This window comes from Pectobacterium sp. CHL-2024, from assembly GCF_044751765.1.
In the GTDB taxonomy this organism is placed as follows: domain Bacteria; phylum Pseudomonadota; class Gammaproteobacteria; order Enterobacterales; family Enterobacteriaceae; genus Pectobacterium; species Pectobacterium brasiliense.
This window is the reverse complement of the sequence record NZ_JBIXKO010000022.1, coordinates 18,792-34,831: the sequence shown is the minus strand read 5'-3', so window position 1 is coordinate 34,831 and position 16,040 is coordinate 18,792. Positions and strand designations below refer to the sequence as shown.

Genomic DNA, 16,040 nt, shown 5'->3' with positions numbered 1-16,040 from the left:
AAAAACCCGGTGAGAGTGGCATTTTGCTCTCACCGCTTTCCTAACGTATTGCTCAACCGACTATCCCAGCGTCGTCCTGATGCTGCTTCATCCCTAAATCCAGCGGCGTTTTGCTGGCTTCCCCACCGATTTCCCGTGCCAGACGAGGCACCAGATAGCCGGATACCTTCTTCAGCAGCGCTTTGACTAAGACGCGCGCCTCGTTGTCATCTACCAGAAAATGCGCGGCACCCTGAACCTTATCCAGCACGTGCAGGTAATAAGGCAGAATTCCTGCGTCAAATAGCGCATTGCTGAGCCGGGCGAGTGTCTCTGCACTGTCATTCACTCCGCGCAGCAGCACGCTTTGGTTGAGCAGCGTGACGCCTGCACGGCGCAAACGCGCCATACTTTGTGTTAAATCAGGATCAATTTCCTGCGGGTGGTTAATATGCGTCACCAGCAACACCTGAAGCGAACTGCGTGACAGGCGATCGCACAGCGCATCGGTAATACGCGCAGGGATCACCACCGGCAAACGGCTATGAATGCGCAGGCGTTTCAGATGTGGGATGTGTTCCAGCTCGGTGATCAGCCAGTCCAGCTCGTGGTCTTTAGCCATCAGCGGGTCGCCACCGGAAAAAATAATTTCATCCAGTTCTGGGTGCTGGCGGATATAATCCAGCGCCTGACGCCAGTTTGCCTTGTTGCCCTGATTATCCTGATAGGGGAAATGGCGGCGGAAGCAGTAGCGGCAGTTTACCGCACAGCCGCCTTTAACCAGCAGCAAGGCACGGTTGTGATATTTGTGCAGTAGCCCCGGCACGACGCTGTGTTGCTCATCAAGCGGGTCATGAGTGAAGCCTGGGGTGGCGATAAACTCCTCATGCGCGGTCAATACCTGTAGCAGCAACGGATCGTCAGGATTGCCTTTTTGCATCCGTGCAGCGAAGGCGCGCGGTACACGCAGCGCAAAAAGCCTGCGCGCATCACGGCCTTGCCGGAGTTTAGCGTGATCGCTCAGTGCCAAAAGTTGCAGTAATTCATCAGGATCGGTAATTACGTCCGCAAGTTGCTGCAACCAATCTTCTCTGGAAGGTATATTTAGGGTTACAATGTGTGCCATTTTTTGGCTTCGTACCAGTATTAAAATTGTAGAGGGCCTTTATGGCGACTTATTCTAGCAACGATTTCCGTTCCGGTCTTAAAATCATATTCGAAGGCGAACCGTATGCCGTCGAATCCAGTGAGTTTGTTAAGCCGGGTAAAGGCCAGGCTTTTGCTCGCGTAAAAATGCGTCGCCTGTTGACGGGCTCTCGCGTTGAAAAAACCTTCAAATCTACCGATTCTGCAGAAGGCGCAGACGTCGTTGATACCAACATGAACTACCTGTACAACGACGGTGAGTTCTACCACTTCATGCACCCTGAGACGTTTGAACAGCATCAGGTTGAAGAGAAGACCGTTGGTGATGCGGCAAAATGGCTGCAAGACAACGCCGAATGTATCGTTACCCTGTGGGATGGTCGTCCTATCGCCGTTCAGCCACCGAACTTCATCGAAGCTGAAATCACCGATACCGATCCAGGCCTGAAAGGCGACACTGCCGGTACTGGCGGTAAGCCAGCAACGCTGAGCACTGGCGCGGTCGTTAAAGTGCCATTGTTCGTGCAGATCGGCGAAGTTGTCAGAGTTGACACCCGTTCTGGCGAGTACGTTTCACGCGTTAAGTAATTAATGCGAAGAAGGCCGCCTTCTGTGAGGGCGGCCTTTTTAATTTATTTTTCTCATTCAAATCTCCCCCCCTTTTTTGCTCCTCGTCCGAAAAAACCGCCACAAGCATTAAAATTGGCTACGCTTAAAAAGCAGTCCTTTCGTACCGTTGAAATCCTATTCTCATAAAGAAGGAATCGAGTATGTTGAAGAAAGCGTTTGTTGCCATTTTCTCTCTGGTTATTCTCTCCGCAGTGGTTGGGTGTAATACCACCAGAGGTGTTGGGGAAGATGTTGAAGCGGGTGGGAAGGCTATTCAGCGCAGCGCCCAATAGCCCAACGTGGGAAATAAGTCGTAATAACGTTTCCGAGTGGAAGAAAATACCGTGATGGTGTTTTCTTCCATACATTGAGGAAATGAAAACGCGGTTCACTCGGTGAAGTAATAACGTCGTCTCTTGCCATGCCTGCCAGCATGCTGACGTTGAGTAATATATTTATGACGTTTATCTGGTACGGGCATTTACGCTATTTCAGTGGCCGAATCTGGATAATTGGTCAATCGAGGTATTGTATTATTCGCATGCTTTTTGCAGGTATCTGCAAATCGGATTAGCTATCAGGTCGCCTTTGCCGGAATAGTGAAAATATTGCAGGACGCGATCGGCCTTTCCTTGTTTATTCCATGTTCATGTTCGTGTTCATGTTAAAAGAACCGCGCCGAACCGATTATATTTGTCTGCCGGGCGCGGTTTTCTTTTTGTATTGCGGTCAATACACTCAGATTACTGATTGACCCAAATAAGCGCTTCTGTCGGGAAGCCGTAGCGTTTGGCTGTGGCGACCAGTTTGTCGCGTGTCGCAGGATCCAACGTTGGCGTGCGTGAGAGAATCCACAGGTAGTCGCGGTTCGGCCCGCAAATCAGGGCGTAGCGGTAGTCGTCGTCCAGTTCAATAATGTTGTAGCCGCCATAGAACGGCCCGAAGAACGACACTTTTAGCGCGCCACGCTGAGGCGAATCCGTGAAATACGCTTTCCCGATGCTCTCTTTCCATTCCTGTTTTTCGACGTTAAAGCCACGATTGATCACCTTGATTCCGCCATCATCCCGCGGGCTGTAGGTTGCCGTCACGCGTTCCATATTGCGTTCAAAACGGTGGTCGAGGCGGGCGATCTCATACCATGTGCCGAGGTAACGATTGACGTCAAAATTTTCCACGACGGTAACGTTATCGGGCGGCGTCACGCTACAGGCGACAGAAAAGAGTGCTATCAGCGCGGCAATGCAGGCTTTCCCACGTCGTCTGATTGTGAAGAGAAGGCTTTTGAATAACGTGCTGTTAAAGCGAATAGCGTTAAAGGGCATCATATTGACATCTCATCGTTTTCATCCTTGTTCCAGTGTAGACGATGGACGTAGTCAGGCGGGGAAATAATACGGCCTGCGACGATCTCGTGCAGGCCGTTAGGTACAAATTTACAGATGTTACCTCTACAGCGTAACGACACCGATAACGGTAACCACGGTCAGGATTGCCGCCAGACCGTAGAACACCCATTTTCCGGCAGGAACGTGGATTTTCAGGTCATGCATCGCATGGTGGATGCGGTGCAGGCCACACCAGAGCGGCAGTACAATCATCAGCAGTAAAAAGACACGGCCGATAAAGCTCTGGCTGAACGCGGCGATGCGCTCATAGGTTAACGCGTCCGGGAAAAGGCCCAGAGGCAACATCACGCCGACCAGCAGAATGATCACCGGAGCGAAGAACGCGCTCCACATCCCGCCAGCGCCGAACAGGCCCCAGAAAGGCGGTTCGTCAGAACGTTTTGGCGTTGGGTTAATCACATTATTTCTCCTGTTCAGAATAGTAAGGCGATCGCCAGAACGGCTACGGTTACCACCACGGTGACAGCCCACAGCCCTTTAATGATCGGCTCTGGCCCCATTTTTTCATCTTTAATCACGATGATGCTGGCCTTCGGTGCCAGTTCAAACCAGGTTTTGGTATGCAGCGCAGCAGCGAGCAGAGCAACGATATTGATCAGCAGCACCAGTGGGTTTTGCAGGAAGCTGACGAAGTTTGCCCAGCCTTCCGGCCCGTTTTTCAGCGCGAAAACGCCAAACATCAGCACGATGCTGAACCAGACGGCAGGGACGGCGGTCCCTTCACGCAACATATAAAAGCGGTAGAACCCCAGCTTTTTCCACCAGGTCGGCGACATACCGCGAACATACGCTTTACGTTTAGATGTCATCATTGTCCCTCCCTTATTGTGGTTTCAGCATGGCGATCATGAAGTCTTTCGCGCTTTCGACTTTGCCTTGCTGGATGGCAGCGGCAGGATCGACGTGCTTCGGACACACTTCTGAGCAGTAGCCCACAAACGTACAGGTCCAGACGCCGTTATTTCCGTTCAACTGCGCCATACGCTCTTTCTTGCCGTGATCGCGGTTGTCCAGGTTATAACGGTGTGCCAGCGTAATTGCCGCCGGACCGATGAACTCAGGGTTCAGGCCGAACTGTGGGCATGCCGCATAGCACAGGCCACAGTTAATACAGCCGGAGAACTGGTGATACTTCGCCATTTGCGCCGGAGTCTGCTTGTTCGGGCCGTCAGCAGGCTTACGATCGTTGCCGATGATATACGGCTTGATGGCTTCCAGACTCTCGATAAAGTGGGTCATATCGACCACTAAATCGCGCTCGATGGGGAAGTTGCCCAGCGCTTCGACCTTCAGACCGTTCGTGTATTCACGCAGAAAGGTTTTACAGGCCAGTTTAGGAACGTTATTCACCATCATGCCGCAGGAGCCACAGATCGCCATACGGCAGGACCAGCGGTAGGAGAGGTCCGGAGCCAGGTTATCTTTGATATAACCCAGCGCATCCAGCAGGGACGTCTGCGTGTTGTACGGAACATCGAACGTCTCAAAATACGGTTCGCTGTCCTGTTCAGGGTTATAGCGCATGACTTCCATTTTCAGGGTTTTGATCATCTCAGCCATTCGCCTGCTCCTTCTTGCTGCCTTCCTGCGTATCACCTTCTGCACCGTATACGCGTTTGGCCGGTGGAAGCTTGGTAATCTTCACATCGCTATACTCCAGACGAGGTGCGCCTTCCGGGTTATAGAACGCCAGCGTATGCTTCAGGAAGTTAACGTCATCACGTTCGGTGCAACCGTCATCCAGACGCTGGTGGGCGCCGCGGGACTCTTTACGGTTGATCGCCGAGTGCGCCATACATTCCGCAACATCCAGGCTATGGCCCAGCTCAACGGTGTACAGCAGGTCGGTGTTGAACACGCTGGAGCGGTCGGTGATTTTCACGCGTTTGAAGCGTTCTTTCAGCTCTGCCATCTTATCGACGGTTTTCTGCATCAGATCGGTGGTGCGGTAAATACCGCAGCCTTCTTCCATCGACATGCCCATTTCGTCACGGATTTTCGCCCAGCTTTCGGTGCCTTCCTGATTCATCAGGTCATGCAGGCGCTGTTCGATGTCGCGGGTTTGTGCATCCAGCGCCGTGCCGTTGGCCGGTGCCGCAGCCTGTGCGCGCTGTACGGCATGCTCACCCGCAACGCGACCGAAGACCACCAGTTCGGCCAGCGAGTTGGAACCGAGACGGTTCGCACCGTGCAGACCAACCGAGGAACATTCGCCGACGGCGAACAGACCCTTAATACGGGTTTCGCAGTTTTGATCGGTTTCAATGCCGCCCATTGTGTAGTGCGCGGTAGGACGGATAGGAATCGGCTCTTTCACCGGATCGACACCGACATAGGCTTTTGCCAGTTCGCAGATGAACGGCAGACGTTCCTGAAGTTTCTTCTCGCCGAGGTGGCGCAGATCGAGGTAAACCACATCGCCCAACGGGGTTGAGACGGTGCGGCCTGCGCGCCATTCGTGCCAGAACGCCTGCGAGACTTTATCGCGCGGCCCTAGCTCCATGTATTTGTTTTTTGGCTCGCCAAGCGGCGTTTCCGGACCCATGCCGTAGTCTTGTAGGTAACGGTAGCCGTCTTTGTTGACCATGATGCCGCCTTCGCCGCGACAGCCTTCGGTCATCAGGATACCGGAACCGGGCAAGCCGGTTGGGTGATACTGAACGAATTCCATATCACGCAGCGGGACGCCGTGGCGGAACGCCATGCCCATGCCGTCGCCTGTGACGATGCCGCCGTTGGTGTTGTAACGGTACACGCGACCTGCGCCGCCTGTCGCCAGCACCACAGCGTTAGCGCGGATCTGAATCAGTGAACCTTCCATCATATTGATGGCAACAAGGCCGCGCGCTTGACCGTCATCGACCAGAACATCGAGGACAAAGTGCTCGTCGAAGCGTTGGATTTGCGGATATTTAAGGGAAGTTTGGAACAGGGTATGCAGCATGTGGAAGCCGGTTTTATCGGCGGCAAACCAGGTGCGTTCGATCTTCATCCCGCCAAAGCGGCGAACGTTGACAGACCCATCCGGTTTACGGCTCCAGGGGCAGCCCCACTGTTCCAGTTGAATCATCTCTTCCGGGCAGTGTTTGACGAAGTGCTCAACCACGTCTTGTTCACACAGCCAGTCGCCACCCGATACGGTGTCGTTGAAGTGATAATCGAAGCTATCGTGTTCCTGAGTTACTGCTGCTGACCCACCTTCTGCCGCCACGGTATGGCTACGCATTGGGTAGACTTTTGAGATCAGCGCAATTTTCAGTTGAGGGTTGGCTTCTGCGGCAGCAATTGCCGCTCGTAGGCCAGCTCCTCCGGCCCCGATAATGGCCAAATCGGCATTAAAGGTTTGCAATGCACTCCTCCAGTTACTTAAGTTAATTAAGTTAAAATAAAAAAATAATATCTATTCGTTTCTGTCTTTATATCCGAGCTTAATATCAAACCCGCTGAAAATTATGTGATAGATGTATAAAGAATAGATAAACCTATAATTTTTGTGTGGGAATGATTATACCGAATTATGGGTAGATGAAATTTGATGTGATCCTGCATTTTGTGGTTTTTTCAGCAGGCTACGTATTTATTGATAAAAACGTGATCGAAAGGCTTATTTAGGGGGAAATGATGCTTTTATTTCTTTAATAACCCTTTTGAGGTGGATATAAGAAAATGATCCACTGGATATAATTTATAGCGACTATCCTGACCGCTCCCTCTTGGAGGGTAGAGCATGCATTGCTGAAAAGCGCGTCTGGCCTTTTTTCCGCTGGAAATTTGGGCTGATGCGGGTAGACTGCACCCCCTGTTTGACTTTGGAGTAAGAACCATGAGCGAGACGACAAGTTGGCAACCTAGTGCTTCTGTCGCTAATTTGTTGAAACGAGCGTCGATCATTGCTGCTGTCCGACGTTTCTTCACCGATCGTGGTGTACTGGAGGTCGAAACGCCTGCCATGAGCCAGGCGACGGTAACGGATATTTTCTTATACCCGTTCCAGACCCGCTTCGTTGGTCCCGGTGCTGCAGATGGCATGACGCTGTATTTGATGACCAGCCCGGAATACCACATGAAGCGTCTGCTGGCTGCCGGTAGCGGACCGATCTTTCAGCTGGGCCGCAGTTTCCGCAATGAAGAATCAGGCCGACACCACAACCCAGAATTCACTATGCTGGAATGGTATCGCCCTCACTATGATATGTACCGCCTGATGAATGAGGTCGATGACCTGTTGCAGCAGGTACTGGATTGTGAAAGCGCGGAAATGCTCTCCTATCAGCAGGCGTTTTTACGCCATCTGGAGATTGACCCTTTGTCTGTTGATAAAGCGCAGCTGCGCGAAGCAGCAGAAAAACTCGGGCTGGGCGATATCGCCTGCCGTGAAGACGATCGCGATTCGCTGGTGCAGATGCTGTTCACCTTTGGCGTTGAGCCGCATATCGGGCGCGACAAACCGGCGTTTGTCTATCATTTCCCAGCAACGCAGGCCTCACTGGCCGAGATCAGTTCGGAAGACCATCGTGTCGCCGAGCGTTTTGAAGTCTATTTCAAAGGGATCGAGCTGGCGAACGGCTTCCGTGAATTGACCGATGCCGATGAGCAACGTCAGCGTTTCGAACAGGATAACCGCAAGCGTGCCGCGCGTGATTTGCCACAGCAGCCGATTGATGAAAACCTGCTGGCGGCGCTGAAACACGGTCTGCCGGAGTGTGCCGGAGTGGCGTTAGGTGTGGATCGTTTGATCATGCTGGCGCTGAATGCCGAGAGGCTGAGTGATGTGATCGCGTTCTCCGTCGATCGCGCGTAATCCGTTTGAAGTAGGGCGGGGCCACATCTGGCCGCCGCCCGTTTTCCCTTCTTATAAGCTGCCCGGCGTCCGCTGCCGTGGCGTCAGCGTTTTTCCACTGCGCGACAGATTGTCCATTTTCACCTGGAACGGTGGGAAAGGAAGCTCCAGATTGTGTTTGCGGTAGTTTTCCAGAATCAGCTGATGCAGTTCGTGGCGCAGCGGCATGCGGTGCCCCATTTCGGCGGCGAACACGCGCAGCTCGAAAATCTGAATCCCCTGTTGCAGGTCAACCAGGAAGGCTTCGGGCTCTGGTGTATCCAGAATCAGCGAACAGCGCTTCACCGCATCCATCAACAGCTCCGTGACTTCCTGACTGTTCGCGTTCGCCGGAGCAGGCACCGTCATCACCACACGCGTGACCGAATCCGACAGCGACCAGTTAATAAACTGTTCGGTGATAAATGCCTTGTTCGGCACGATGATCTCTTTTCTATCCCAGTCGGAAATGGTGGTGGCGCGGGTGTTAATCCGCATGACGCTACCCGTGAGATCGCGGATCGTGACCGTATCGCCGATGCGGATCGGTTTCTCAAACAGGATGATCAGGCCGGAGATAAAGTTGGCAAAGATCTCCTGTAAGCCGAACCCGAGTCCCACACCCAGTGCAGCAACCAGCCATTGCAGTTTCGACCATTCGATCCCGATCAGCGAGAAGCCCATCAGGCAGCCGATCAGCATCAGAATATATTTGCTGATGGTGGTAATGGCGTAACCGCTGCCCGGCGACAGATCCAGATGCTGTAGGATTGCCAGCTCCAGCAGGGCGGGCAGGTTACGTACCAATTGCGCAGTAACAATGAAGATCAGAATCGCGATCAGCACCGATCCCAGCGTAATCGCCTGCACGCTCTCCACACCTTTGACCGTGCTGGAGACATCCCACAGGCTGATATTTTCCAGGAATGCAAAGGCGGAATGAATTTCCGACCATAGCGCGATAACGGAAACCAGCGCGATCAGCGTCAGGATGGAGCGTACTAGCTGCAGTGACTTGGCGCTGATGGCATCCAAATCGACGACGGGTTCTTCCACCGCGTCCGAACTGCTTTCATGGGACGACGCAGACGGCGTGTCTTCTTCACCTTTGGCACGCTGCGCCAGAATTTCCGACCGTCGCTGTTTGGCGCGGTCGAAGGCGATGCGGCGGCGCTGAATTAACATCCAACGGCGAATAATGTGGTAAACCACCAGCAGGAAGAACCAGATAGAGACGGAGGTTTCCAGACGGGCTAACAGCGCCTGTGCGGTCGCCAGATAGCCGATGCAGGAGGCCAGCGCCGCAACGAGCGGCATGGCGATCAGGATGTTCCACATCGCCCGGTTAACGGAGTTTTCACCCGAGCCTTCTTTGTCCAGATACAGCGGGATGCCCGCGCGTTTTAATCCGGTCGTGACCAGACTCAGCGCCATACAGAGCAGGATGAAGCAGAGTCGTCCCAGCGTGCTGGAAAACTCGCGATCGTTGAGCTTATCGAACGTAATCAGCGCCATAATCAGCGGTACGATAAAGGCAATCGAGAGACGATAGTAGCGCATCGCTCTGGCTACGCGCTCCGGCGACCAGCGGAAGTGGACAATGAACAGTCCCTGTGGATGCGAGAATGAGGCGCTGATCATCACCAGCCACATCAACGGCACGGTGGCAGTCACGCTATCGCCGATAGCGACGGCAATCGGGTAAGGCCAGGCGTTTTGCAGCCCGTATCCCAGCGCGGCCCAGAGCACCGGCAGCGGCAGGGCGGTAAGGATGGACCAGAACACGGTACGAAGCGTCAGCATAAAGTGATCGAGCGTGACCTTGCCGACGCGGCTGCTGGCACGTTCCATAAACGCATGATAGTGACGACGCGAGCTGATACTAAAGCCAACCAGCAGCAGTGCGCCCAGCAGCGGCAGCACGGTTTCCTGACTGGTCACCATCATTACCAGCGCGCTACCCAGCTGCGTCAGCGTGTCCAGTGACAGCAGGCGCGTCAGATCCTGTACCAGTTTGAGCGGATAGGCGAACGTCACAGGGTCAACATCCGCAACCCAGAACAGGTCGCGATGGGCCGCTTCCCGTGTTTCGGTTAGCGCATCCGCCAACTGGTTATTGGCGACTTTGAGTTTGGTCAGTTCGAGTATCTGTGAATCGCAGCCGGAGATCAGTGAAGTCAGCAGGTCGCGCTGGGTTCGCATCTGGTCGGTCAGGATACGCTGTTGTGCGCTGGTCAGCGGATCGCCGTTGTCCTGTTTGGCTTTATCAAGATCCTGCGGTTTGTTGATCAGATCTTCAAAGTGCAGCCGCTGTACGCGCAGCTGCGCCATGTCGCTATCCAGTAACTGAGGCTTGGGCATTTCCGGCAGGCGGGCGATCTGTGCCCGTAACGTTTCACCCAATATCGGTGAAACGCCGAGCCACTGTGCCTGTTCGCGGATGGTGCTCAGCGCCTGACGAACCTGAATGGTGTGTGTGGCAGCCTGACGCTGCTGAGAAGCAATGAGATCCATACGCTGCGCTTGCTGGTTCAACGCGACGGAGAGCTCGCGGTTAACCTGTAGCTGCTTGCTGATGACGCTAGGCAAATCGCCACTTTGTTCCGCGAGTAGCTCTGTGCGCTCTAATGCCTGTTCGGCTTCGCGCTGGCGCATATTGTTGAGTCTGCTGCGTAAATCCTGTTGCAGCAGATCCAGCCTGTCGTGGCGCTTTTTATACAGTTCGACACGTAACCGGGATAGCTCCTGACGATTGCTGGCTGAAAGCTGTGCCAGCTCCAGTTCGTCCACCCGACTTTTGCGCAGGGCAGATTCGGCCTGAAGCGCGACGAGCTGCGCTTGCCCCAGCGGGGTAGCAGGCGTACCGAGAGACTGAATACGGCGTTCCGCATCGCTTTGCATGCGGCTGGCTTCAGTTTGCTGCTGCGGAAGCTGGCTCAGTGAATCGCTGATTTCACGCAGCCGATCCTGTTCCTGTTGGAGCTGGCGCGCCTGTTCCAGCAGTTGGCTACTGGTTTGCAGTAGCTGCTGTTCAAGATCGTTGCTGGAGAGACTGTCTGAAATAGACGACGGTTTGCCGTCTTCGGCATTAAGCTGGCGACGCAGCTCCTGAACCAGCTTGGGGAAATCATCAATAACGCGCTGATACTGTGTGGCGCGCTCCAGTGACTCTTTGCGATCCTGCAGGGTGTTCAGTGCAGCCTGATATTCTTCAACGATTTTCGCCTGATCGGCTGCACCTTTGTTGGCTTCCGCCTGCTGTAGCTGCTGGCGTAGCTGTGCCTCATTGGGCGCAGTGGCAGCCAACGCGGCAGTTGATAATAAACATCCCAAAAGAAAAGTCAGAATCAGACGCACGTTAGCTACCTTTATTACAAACAACACTCTTACAAGCGACTAAAGTCGGCCGTTATTTACGGCGCGTCGGGTTTGTGGCCCGTCTGGCCGGATGCCTCAACCGCAGGATTTTGTCCCTCAACCTGAGCGGGCTCAGATGCTACCGCGGCAGGCGACAGTGCGGCGTCGTTGGCTTCCAGCTCGGTGCCTTCCGGGAAGACAACAGGCGTTTGCTCATCTTGACGGACTTCGGCAAACGGCTCGCCCATACGCGTCACGCTCATGGTATTCAGGTGAGCAGCAAACTGGAGATTATTGCCTGCGGCAAACAGGTTAATCACGGTTGAACCCAGCTTGAAGCGACCCATTTCTTCGCCTTTTGCCAGTACGACGGCACCTTCTTCACCCGCCTGCGGGTAAGTCCAACGCTTGATGATGCCTTCACGCGGTGGTGTAACCACGCCTGACCACACGGTTTCGATGCTGCCGACAATGGTCGCACCCACCAGAATCTGTGCCAATGGGCCGAATGCAGTATCAAACAGGCAAATGACGCGTTCGTTACGTGCAAACAGATTCGGCACGTTATCGGCCGTCAGCAGATTGACGGAGAACAGGTCACCCGGCACATAAATCATCTCGCGCAGCACGCCGTCGCACGGCATGTGGAGGCGGTGATAATCACGCGGCGAAAGATAGATGGTGGCAAACAGACCGTCGCGGAACAGATCGGCCATCACATAGTTGCCAGCCAGCAACGCTTCCAGCGTGTAGTCGTGGTTCTTCGCCTGAATTAGCTTGCCGTCGGTAATAGGGCCAAACTGCGACAGCACGCCGTCAGCGGGCTGCACCAGACGGTGCGCATGAGGATCGACAGGGCGAATGCCAGGACGCAGAGGGCGAACGAAAAATTCGTTAAACGTGCGGTAGGAGGCGGTATCCGGCTGCTGCGCTTCCTGCATGTTGACGTTGTATTGGCGGACAAACAGATCGATCACCAGCTTGGTGAGTTTTCCTGCTCGCTTATTTGCTCCCCAGCCCGCTAAGCGGGTCAGCCAGATCTTGGGAAGCCAATACTGTAATTTGATTTTGATATTATCCAGCACTGTGAGCCTCTTGGATTAATAGTGCGCCATAAAATAAGCTGTCTGGGAAACACGCCTGACGTTGCCAGCGGTAGCCCAGAAAGAGAGTTAGCGGATTCACTTACCCTCAAAGGGGGCGCATTGTAACGATGGTCATGATAAATGTCAGTTATCTGTATCCGAAAAGCCTTTACGCGTTTTTACTTGCGCCATGCTTTCCAGAATCCGGTGATAGTTATCAAAACGCTCGATGGCAATCTCTCCGCGCGCAAGTGCAGCATTGATCGCGCAGCCTGGATCGTTTTCATGTTTACAGTCGCGGAACTTACATGAGCCGATGTATTTACGTAACTCAATGAAACCACTCGTCACCTGTTCAGGTTCCAGATGCCACAGACCAAATTCGCGCACGCCCGGTGAGTCGATCACATCGCCGCCGTGCGGGAAGTGGTAAAGCCGGGAGGCGGTGGTGGTGTGTTGCCCCAATCCTGAGTTATCAGACACCTCATTCACCAGAATTCGCTCTTCATCCAGTGCGAGCAGCGCGTTAAGCAGGCTGGATTTCCCGACACCTGACTGTCCGGCGAAAATACTGATACGGTCGGTGAGGGCTTGCTCCAGTTCAGGAATACCCTGTTGAGTATGGCTGGAAACCATCAGCACGCGATAGTCGAGGGCGCGGTAGATATCCATTTGTTTATCAACAAACTGGCGGGATTCGTCATCCAGCAGGTCAATTTTGTTCAGCACGATCAGCGGGTCGATCTCCAGCGTTTCACAGGCGACCAGATAGCGATCGATAATGTTCAGCGACAGCTCAGGCAAGATCGCCGAAACGATCACGATCTGATCGATATTGGCGGCGATCGGTTTAATGCCATCGTAATAGTCGGGGCGTGTCAGGACGGAATGGCGGGGGTGAACGGCTTCCACGATCCCGCTGATGCCAGCAAGTGATTCATGGCCGGGGCGCCAGACGACGCGGTCGCCCGTGACCAGCGATGAAAGGGTCCGACGAATGTTGCAGCGGTGCACCACGCCATCGGCGGCTTCCACATCGGCGTGCATACCGAATCGGCTGATGATGATGCCTTCCTGCGCATCGCCCAGTTGGCTATCTTCCCATTCGACTTTGCTTTCCGTTTTTTTCAGGCGACGCTGGTGGTTTGCGCTAACCCGACGCTGCTGACCTTTCGACAGTTTCTTTTTGCTCACTGAGCCTCACTTAAGACGATTTATCGTTCGCGGCAGTGCGTTATCGCCCACCGCGTTTGAACCGACTATAATACACCCTATTTGATTTTAATTAACTGATACCACCTTATCGGTATCAGCATTGAGATTGATACTGGTATCCTTGTATCGACGACAGGGCACAATGCAACAGGAATTCCTACGATGGTAGATGAAAATAACCTGATCTGGATCGATCTTGAGATGACGGGTCTGAACCCGGATCACGATCGCATCATTGAGATCGCAACGCTGGTGACGGATGCAAATTTAAACGTGTTGGCTGAAGGGCCGGTCATGGCGGTGCACCAGTCAGACAGCCAACTGGCGCTGATGGATGACTGGAATGTGCGTACGCACGGTGCCAGCGGCCTGACGGATCGCGTCAAAGCCAGCACGACGGATGAACGCGCTGCCGAGTTGGAAACGCTGGCGTTTCTACAAAAATGGGTACCGGCGGGTAAATCGCCGATCTGTGGCAACAGCATCGGTCAGGATCGTCGCTTCTTGTTCCGCTATATGCCAGAGCTGGAAGCCTACTTCCACTACCGCTATCTGGATGTCAGCACGCTCAAAGAACTGGCGCGACGCTGGAAGCCAGAAATCCTGACGGGCTTTAAGAAGCAAGGCACGCATCAGGCGATGGACGACATTCGCGAATCACTGGCGGAATTGGCCTATTACCGTGAGAACTTTCTGCGGCTGTAGTCGTTGAAGCAAAACGGGTAGGGCGTGATGTGCCGCGATCTGCTGCTATTTACGTCACAATGCCTGTTTTGTCAGCGTATTGTTTTTTTTATCAGCAGTCAGACAATTTTTCATTTTGGGGGGCTTGCGGTTAAACGGATTTCTCGTATAATGCGCACCCCATACCGATGAAGAATTTCAATTAAAGAACTTCAACATCGTATGAAGATTTCCCGAGCGGGAATAGCTCAGTTGGTAGAGCACGACCTTGCCAAGGTCGGGGTCGCGAGTTCGAGTCTCGTTTCCCGCTCCAAATTTTATTACTGTTTGTCACCATACAAGCAGTACGCAGTAATCAGACGTAACGCCTGTTAATGTCTGTCCGATATGCGGGAATAGCTCAGTTGGTAGAGCACGACCTTGCCAAGGTCGGGGTCGCGAGTTCGAGTCTCGTTTCCCGCTCCAATCTTTTAGTTTCTTTCTTTAATCCAGTATCCTTTTCTCTTTTGATGTTTCAAACCCATTAAACGTTTTCTGCTTTCTTCATCGCGTAAGAAACCTATGCTGTACGCTGAGTGATGTCTCTGGGCTGTGCCTTGATCGTTGATATCGTAGATAAATCATTTTATTAAATACTTAGTCTGGTTATATTTATTCTGATTCTCTTTTCTATTTTATTTTTTATGTCGGTTTGATTTTGACGTAATATTAAAAATTAACTATGTTTATAACCAGAATGCATTTATAAAAATCACATCGTTTAAAATGAAGAAGGTTGTTATTGTTTTTAGTGATTTTTTCTATTCGACGCTATCTGGGGAGTATCATTTAAATTTCATGAGGCATTCCGATTATTTATTTAATAAATAATGGGTTGTTATCATGAATCATATGGTTATCCCTACAGATAAAAGAGGATGGAAAAATGAAAGCAATAAATAGCACTATTTTACATGTTGTAGCGACGGCGGCTTTAGTGATGAGTGGGTTTGCTCAGGCTGATGACACGGTAAAAGCACATACCGGAAAAGAGCAAGTTGAACTCAAACATATTCACGCTGTCCTGCAAAATGGAACGCCCAGTCCGCAGCACGATGCGATGTGTGAGAAACAACTGAATATGCCTGAATCCAAATACGTCGGCATGAAAGTGACAACAGAATATAACATTAATACCCAGTCAATGATGATGTCGGCAAAATCTATGTTCCCTTCACCACAGAGTACACAACCCATGGAATTAACGGCCGATTTATCCGCTTTGGGTCTCTCTGATAGCTATTCATTTGGTGCATTTAAACCGAGTTCCTTACCCAATGCTTATATTCTTTTCTCTCTTGATAAAAAAATGAAAAACCCGGTGAGCACTTTTATGGTTATTAATGAAAGTGAGACTTATAACTGTGTTATTAGCAGTTCAACGCATGGGTTAAGCAAAGAGGCAATGAAAAGCCTTGAAATGAAGAAATAGTCATTTTTTATTTTCTACCGTAGATTGCAGGCCGCCGTCTGCAATCTACGGCTATTCACTTGACCCACACAGCCATTCAGTGGTTGACGGGTGAATTGTGTGGGAAAACTGAGGGCTGATTGGCTGCGACTTGGTGTCGAGTGGGCGGATCTCTGCGTGTCATCGGGTGTTTCCTCGTGAGACCCCCCTGTCGTCGAACATCATGTTACCTGTTTGTATACGGATGTGGTGATATCATCTCTGCTCAGGTGGCGAAATTCAGTGTG

Annotated in this window: 16 protein-coding genes and 2 tRNA genes; 9 read left to right on the top strand and 9 right to left on the bottom strand. The window is 52.5% G+C overall.

The window, feature by feature from the left end:
• Positions 1–52 precede the first annotated feature (52 nt).
• Positions 53–1,105: an EF-P beta-lysylation protein EpmB gene (gene epmB, locus ACIPUG_RS19815; RefSeq protein WP_039516867.1), complete on the bottom strand. Its 1,053-nt coding sequence runs from the start codon at positions 1,103–1,105 to the stop codon at positions 53–55.
• Between the two features lie 41 nt (positions 1,106–1,146).
• On the opposite strand from epmB, the gene efp reads away from it, so the two are divergent.
• The 4 genes from efp to ACIPUG_RS19795 all read left to right on the top strand — a co-directional run bounded on the left by efp (position 1,147) and on the right by ACIPUG_RS19795 (position 2,402).
• The gene (efp, locus tag ACIPUG_RS19810; protein ID WP_014916784.1) at positions 1,147–1,713 is read left to right on the top strand and encodes an elongation factor P; all 567 of its coding nucleotides are present in this window, start codon (positions 1,147–1,149) and stop codon (positions 1,711–1,713) included.
• 182 nt (positions 1,714–1,895) lie between these two features.
• The gene (locus tag ACIPUG_RS19805; RefSeq protein ID WP_014916783.1) at positions 1,896–2,027 is read left to right on the top strand and encodes an entericidin A/B family lipoprotein; all 132 of its coding nucleotides are present in this window, start codon (positions 1,896–1,898) and stop codon (positions 2,025–2,027) included.
• A gap of 128 nt (positions 2,028–2,155) precedes the next feature.
• On the top strand, positions 2,156–2,308 hold the full coding sequence (locus tag ACIPUG_RS19800) for a DMT family protein (RefSeq protein ID WP_400339900.1): 153 nt from the start codon (positions 2,156–2,158) through the stop codon (positions 2,306–2,308).
• The gene (locus tag ACIPUG_RS19795; RefSeq protein WP_400339899.1) at positions 2,247–2,402 is read left to right on the top strand and encodes a DMT family protein; all 156 of its coding nucleotides are present in this window, start codon (positions 2,247–2,249) and stop codon (positions 2,400–2,402) included. The genes ACIPUG_RS19800 and ACIPUG_RS19795 overlap by 62 nt, the downstream gene beginning before the upstream one ends.
• Before the next feature lie 75 nt (positions 2,403–2,477).
• Here the strand turns inward: ACIPUG_RS19795 and ACIPUG_RS19790 are convergent, their stop codons facing one another.
• From ACIPUG_RS19790 to frdA, 5 genes are all read right to left on the bottom strand, one after another.
• Entirely contained in the window at positions 2,478–3,062 is a 585-nt protein-coding gene (locus ACIPUG_RS19790) for a lipocalin family protein (RefSeq protein ID WP_104213275.1), read from the bottom strand.
• Positions 3,063–3,185: 123 nt separating this feature from the next.
• Positions 3,186–3,542, bottom strand: coding sequence for a fumarate reductase subunit FrdD (frdD, locus tag ACIPUG_RS19785; protein WP_005972985.1), 357 nt, complete (start codon positions 3,540–3,542; stop codon positions 3,186–3,188).
• 14 nt (positions 3,543–3,556) lie between these two features.
• On the bottom strand, positions 3,557–3,952 hold the full coding sequence (gene frdC / locus ACIPUG_RS19780) for a fumarate reductase subunit FrdC (RefSeq protein ID WP_010295522.1): 396 nt from the start codon (positions 3,950–3,952) through the stop codon (positions 3,557–3,559).
• Positions 3,953–3,965: 13 nt separating this feature from the next.
• Entirely contained in the window at positions 3,966–4,703 is a 738-nt protein-coding gene (locus ACIPUG_RS19775) for a succinate dehydrogenase/fumarate reductase iron-sulfur subunit (protein WP_010283136.1), read from the bottom strand.
• Positions 4,696–6,492, bottom strand: a complete 1,797-nt coding sequence (gene frdA / locus ACIPUG_RS19770) for a fumarate reductase (quinol) flavoprotein subunit (RefSeq protein WP_010283134.1) — start codon at positions 6,490–6,492, stop codon at positions 4,696–4,698. The genes ACIPUG_RS19775 and frdA overlap by 8 nt, the downstream gene beginning before the upstream one ends.
• Positions 6,493–6,966: 474 nt before the next feature.
• Between frdA and epmA the strand changes: the two genes are divergently transcribed.
• Positions 6,967–7,944: an elongation factor P--(R)-beta-lysine ligase gene (epmA, locus tag ACIPUG_RS19765; protein WP_039498020.1), complete on the top strand. Its 978-nt coding sequence runs from the start codon at positions 6,967–6,969 to the stop codon at positions 7,942–7,944.
• A gap of 51 nt (positions 7,945–7,995) precedes the next feature.
• Here the strand turns inward: epmA and mscM are convergent, their stop codons facing one another.
• The 3 genes from mscM to rsgA all read right to left on the bottom strand — a co-directional run bounded on the left by mscM (position 7,996) and on the right by rsgA (position 13,598).
• Positions 7,996–11,319, bottom strand: a complete 3,324-nt coding sequence (mscM, locus tag ACIPUG_RS19760; protein WP_039498018.1) for a miniconductance mechanosensitive channel MscM — start codon at positions 11,317–11,319, stop codon at positions 7,996–7,998.
• 56 nt (positions 11,320–11,375) lie between these two features.
• On the bottom strand, positions 11,376–12,404 hold the full coding sequence (gene asd / locus ACIPUG_RS19755) for an archaetidylserine decarboxylase (protein WP_075278394.1): 1,029 nt from the start codon (positions 12,402–12,404) through the stop codon (positions 11,376–11,378).
• A 144-nt stretch (positions 12,405–12,548) separates the two neighbouring features.
• Complete coding sequence (gene rsgA / locus ACIPUG_RS19750) at positions 12,549–13,598, bottom strand: small ribosomal subunit biogenesis GTPase RsgA (protein WP_014916773.1); 1,050 nt, start codon at positions 13,596–13,598, stop codon at positions 12,549–12,551.
• 183 nt (positions 13,599–13,781) lie between these two features.
• Between rsgA and orn the strand changes: the two genes are divergently transcribed.
• From orn to ACIPUG_RS19730, 4 genes are all read left to right on the top strand, one after another.
• Entirely contained in the window at positions 13,782–14,324 is a 543-nt protein-coding gene (gene orn / locus ACIPUG_RS19745; protein ID WP_010283124.1) for an oligoribonuclease, read from the top strand.
• A gap of 216 nt (positions 14,325–14,540) precedes the next feature.
• Positions 14,541–14,616 (top strand) — tRNA-Gly (locus ACIPUG_RS19740).
• A gap of 76 nt (positions 14,617–14,692) precedes the next feature.
• Positions 14,693–14,768 (top strand) — tRNA-Gly (locus tag ACIPUG_RS19735).
• Between the two features lie 460 nt (positions 14,769–15,228).
• A complete protein-coding gene (locus tag ACIPUG_RS19730) occupies positions 15,229–15,774 on the top strand; it encodes a hypothetical protein (protein ID WP_400339894.1) in 546 nt (181 codons plus the stop codon).
• Positions 15,775–16,040: the final 266 nt, after the last annotated feature.

Excerpts from the sequence above, each read along its gene's own strand:
- epmB (WP_039516867.1), bottom strand. The coding sequence starts at position 1,105 with ATGGCACACATTGTAACCCTAAATATACCTTCCAGAGAAGATTGGTTG.
- efp (WP_014916784.1), top strand. The coding sequence starts at position 1,147 with ATGGCGACTTATTCTAGCAACGATTTCCGTTCCGGTCTTAAAATCATA.
- ACIPUG_RS19805 (WP_014916783.1), top strand. The coding sequence starts at position 1,896 with ATGTTGAAGAAAGCGTTTGTTGCCATTTTCTCTCTGGTTATTCTCTCC.
- ACIPUG_RS19800 (WP_400339900.1), top strand. The coding sequence starts at position 2,156 with ATGCCTGCCAGCATGCTGACGTTGAGTAATATATTTATGACGTTTATC.
- ACIPUG_RS19790 (WP_104213275.1), bottom strand. The coding sequence starts at position 3,062 with ATGATGCCCTTTAACGCTATTCGCTTTAACAGCACGTTATTCAAAAGC.
- frdC (WP_010295522.1), bottom strand. The coding sequence starts at position 3,952 with ATGACATCTAAACGTAAAGCGTATGTTCGCGGTATGTCGCCGACCTGG.
- ACIPUG_RS19775 (WP_010283136.1), bottom strand. The coding sequence starts at position 4,703 with ATGGCTGAGATGATCAAAACCCTGAAAATGGAAGTCATGCGCTATAAC.
- epmA (WP_039498020.1), top strand. The coding sequence starts at position 6,967 with ATGAGCGAGACGACAAGTTGGCAACCTAGTGCTTCTGTCGCTAATTTG.
- orn (WP_010283124.1), top strand. The coding sequence starts at position 13,782 with ATGGTAGATGAAAATAACCTGATCTGGATCGATCTTGAGATGACGGGT.
- ACIPUG_RS19730 (WP_400339894.1), top strand. The coding sequence starts at position 15,229 with ATGAAAGCAATAAATAGCACTATTTTACATGTTGTAGCGACGGCGGCT.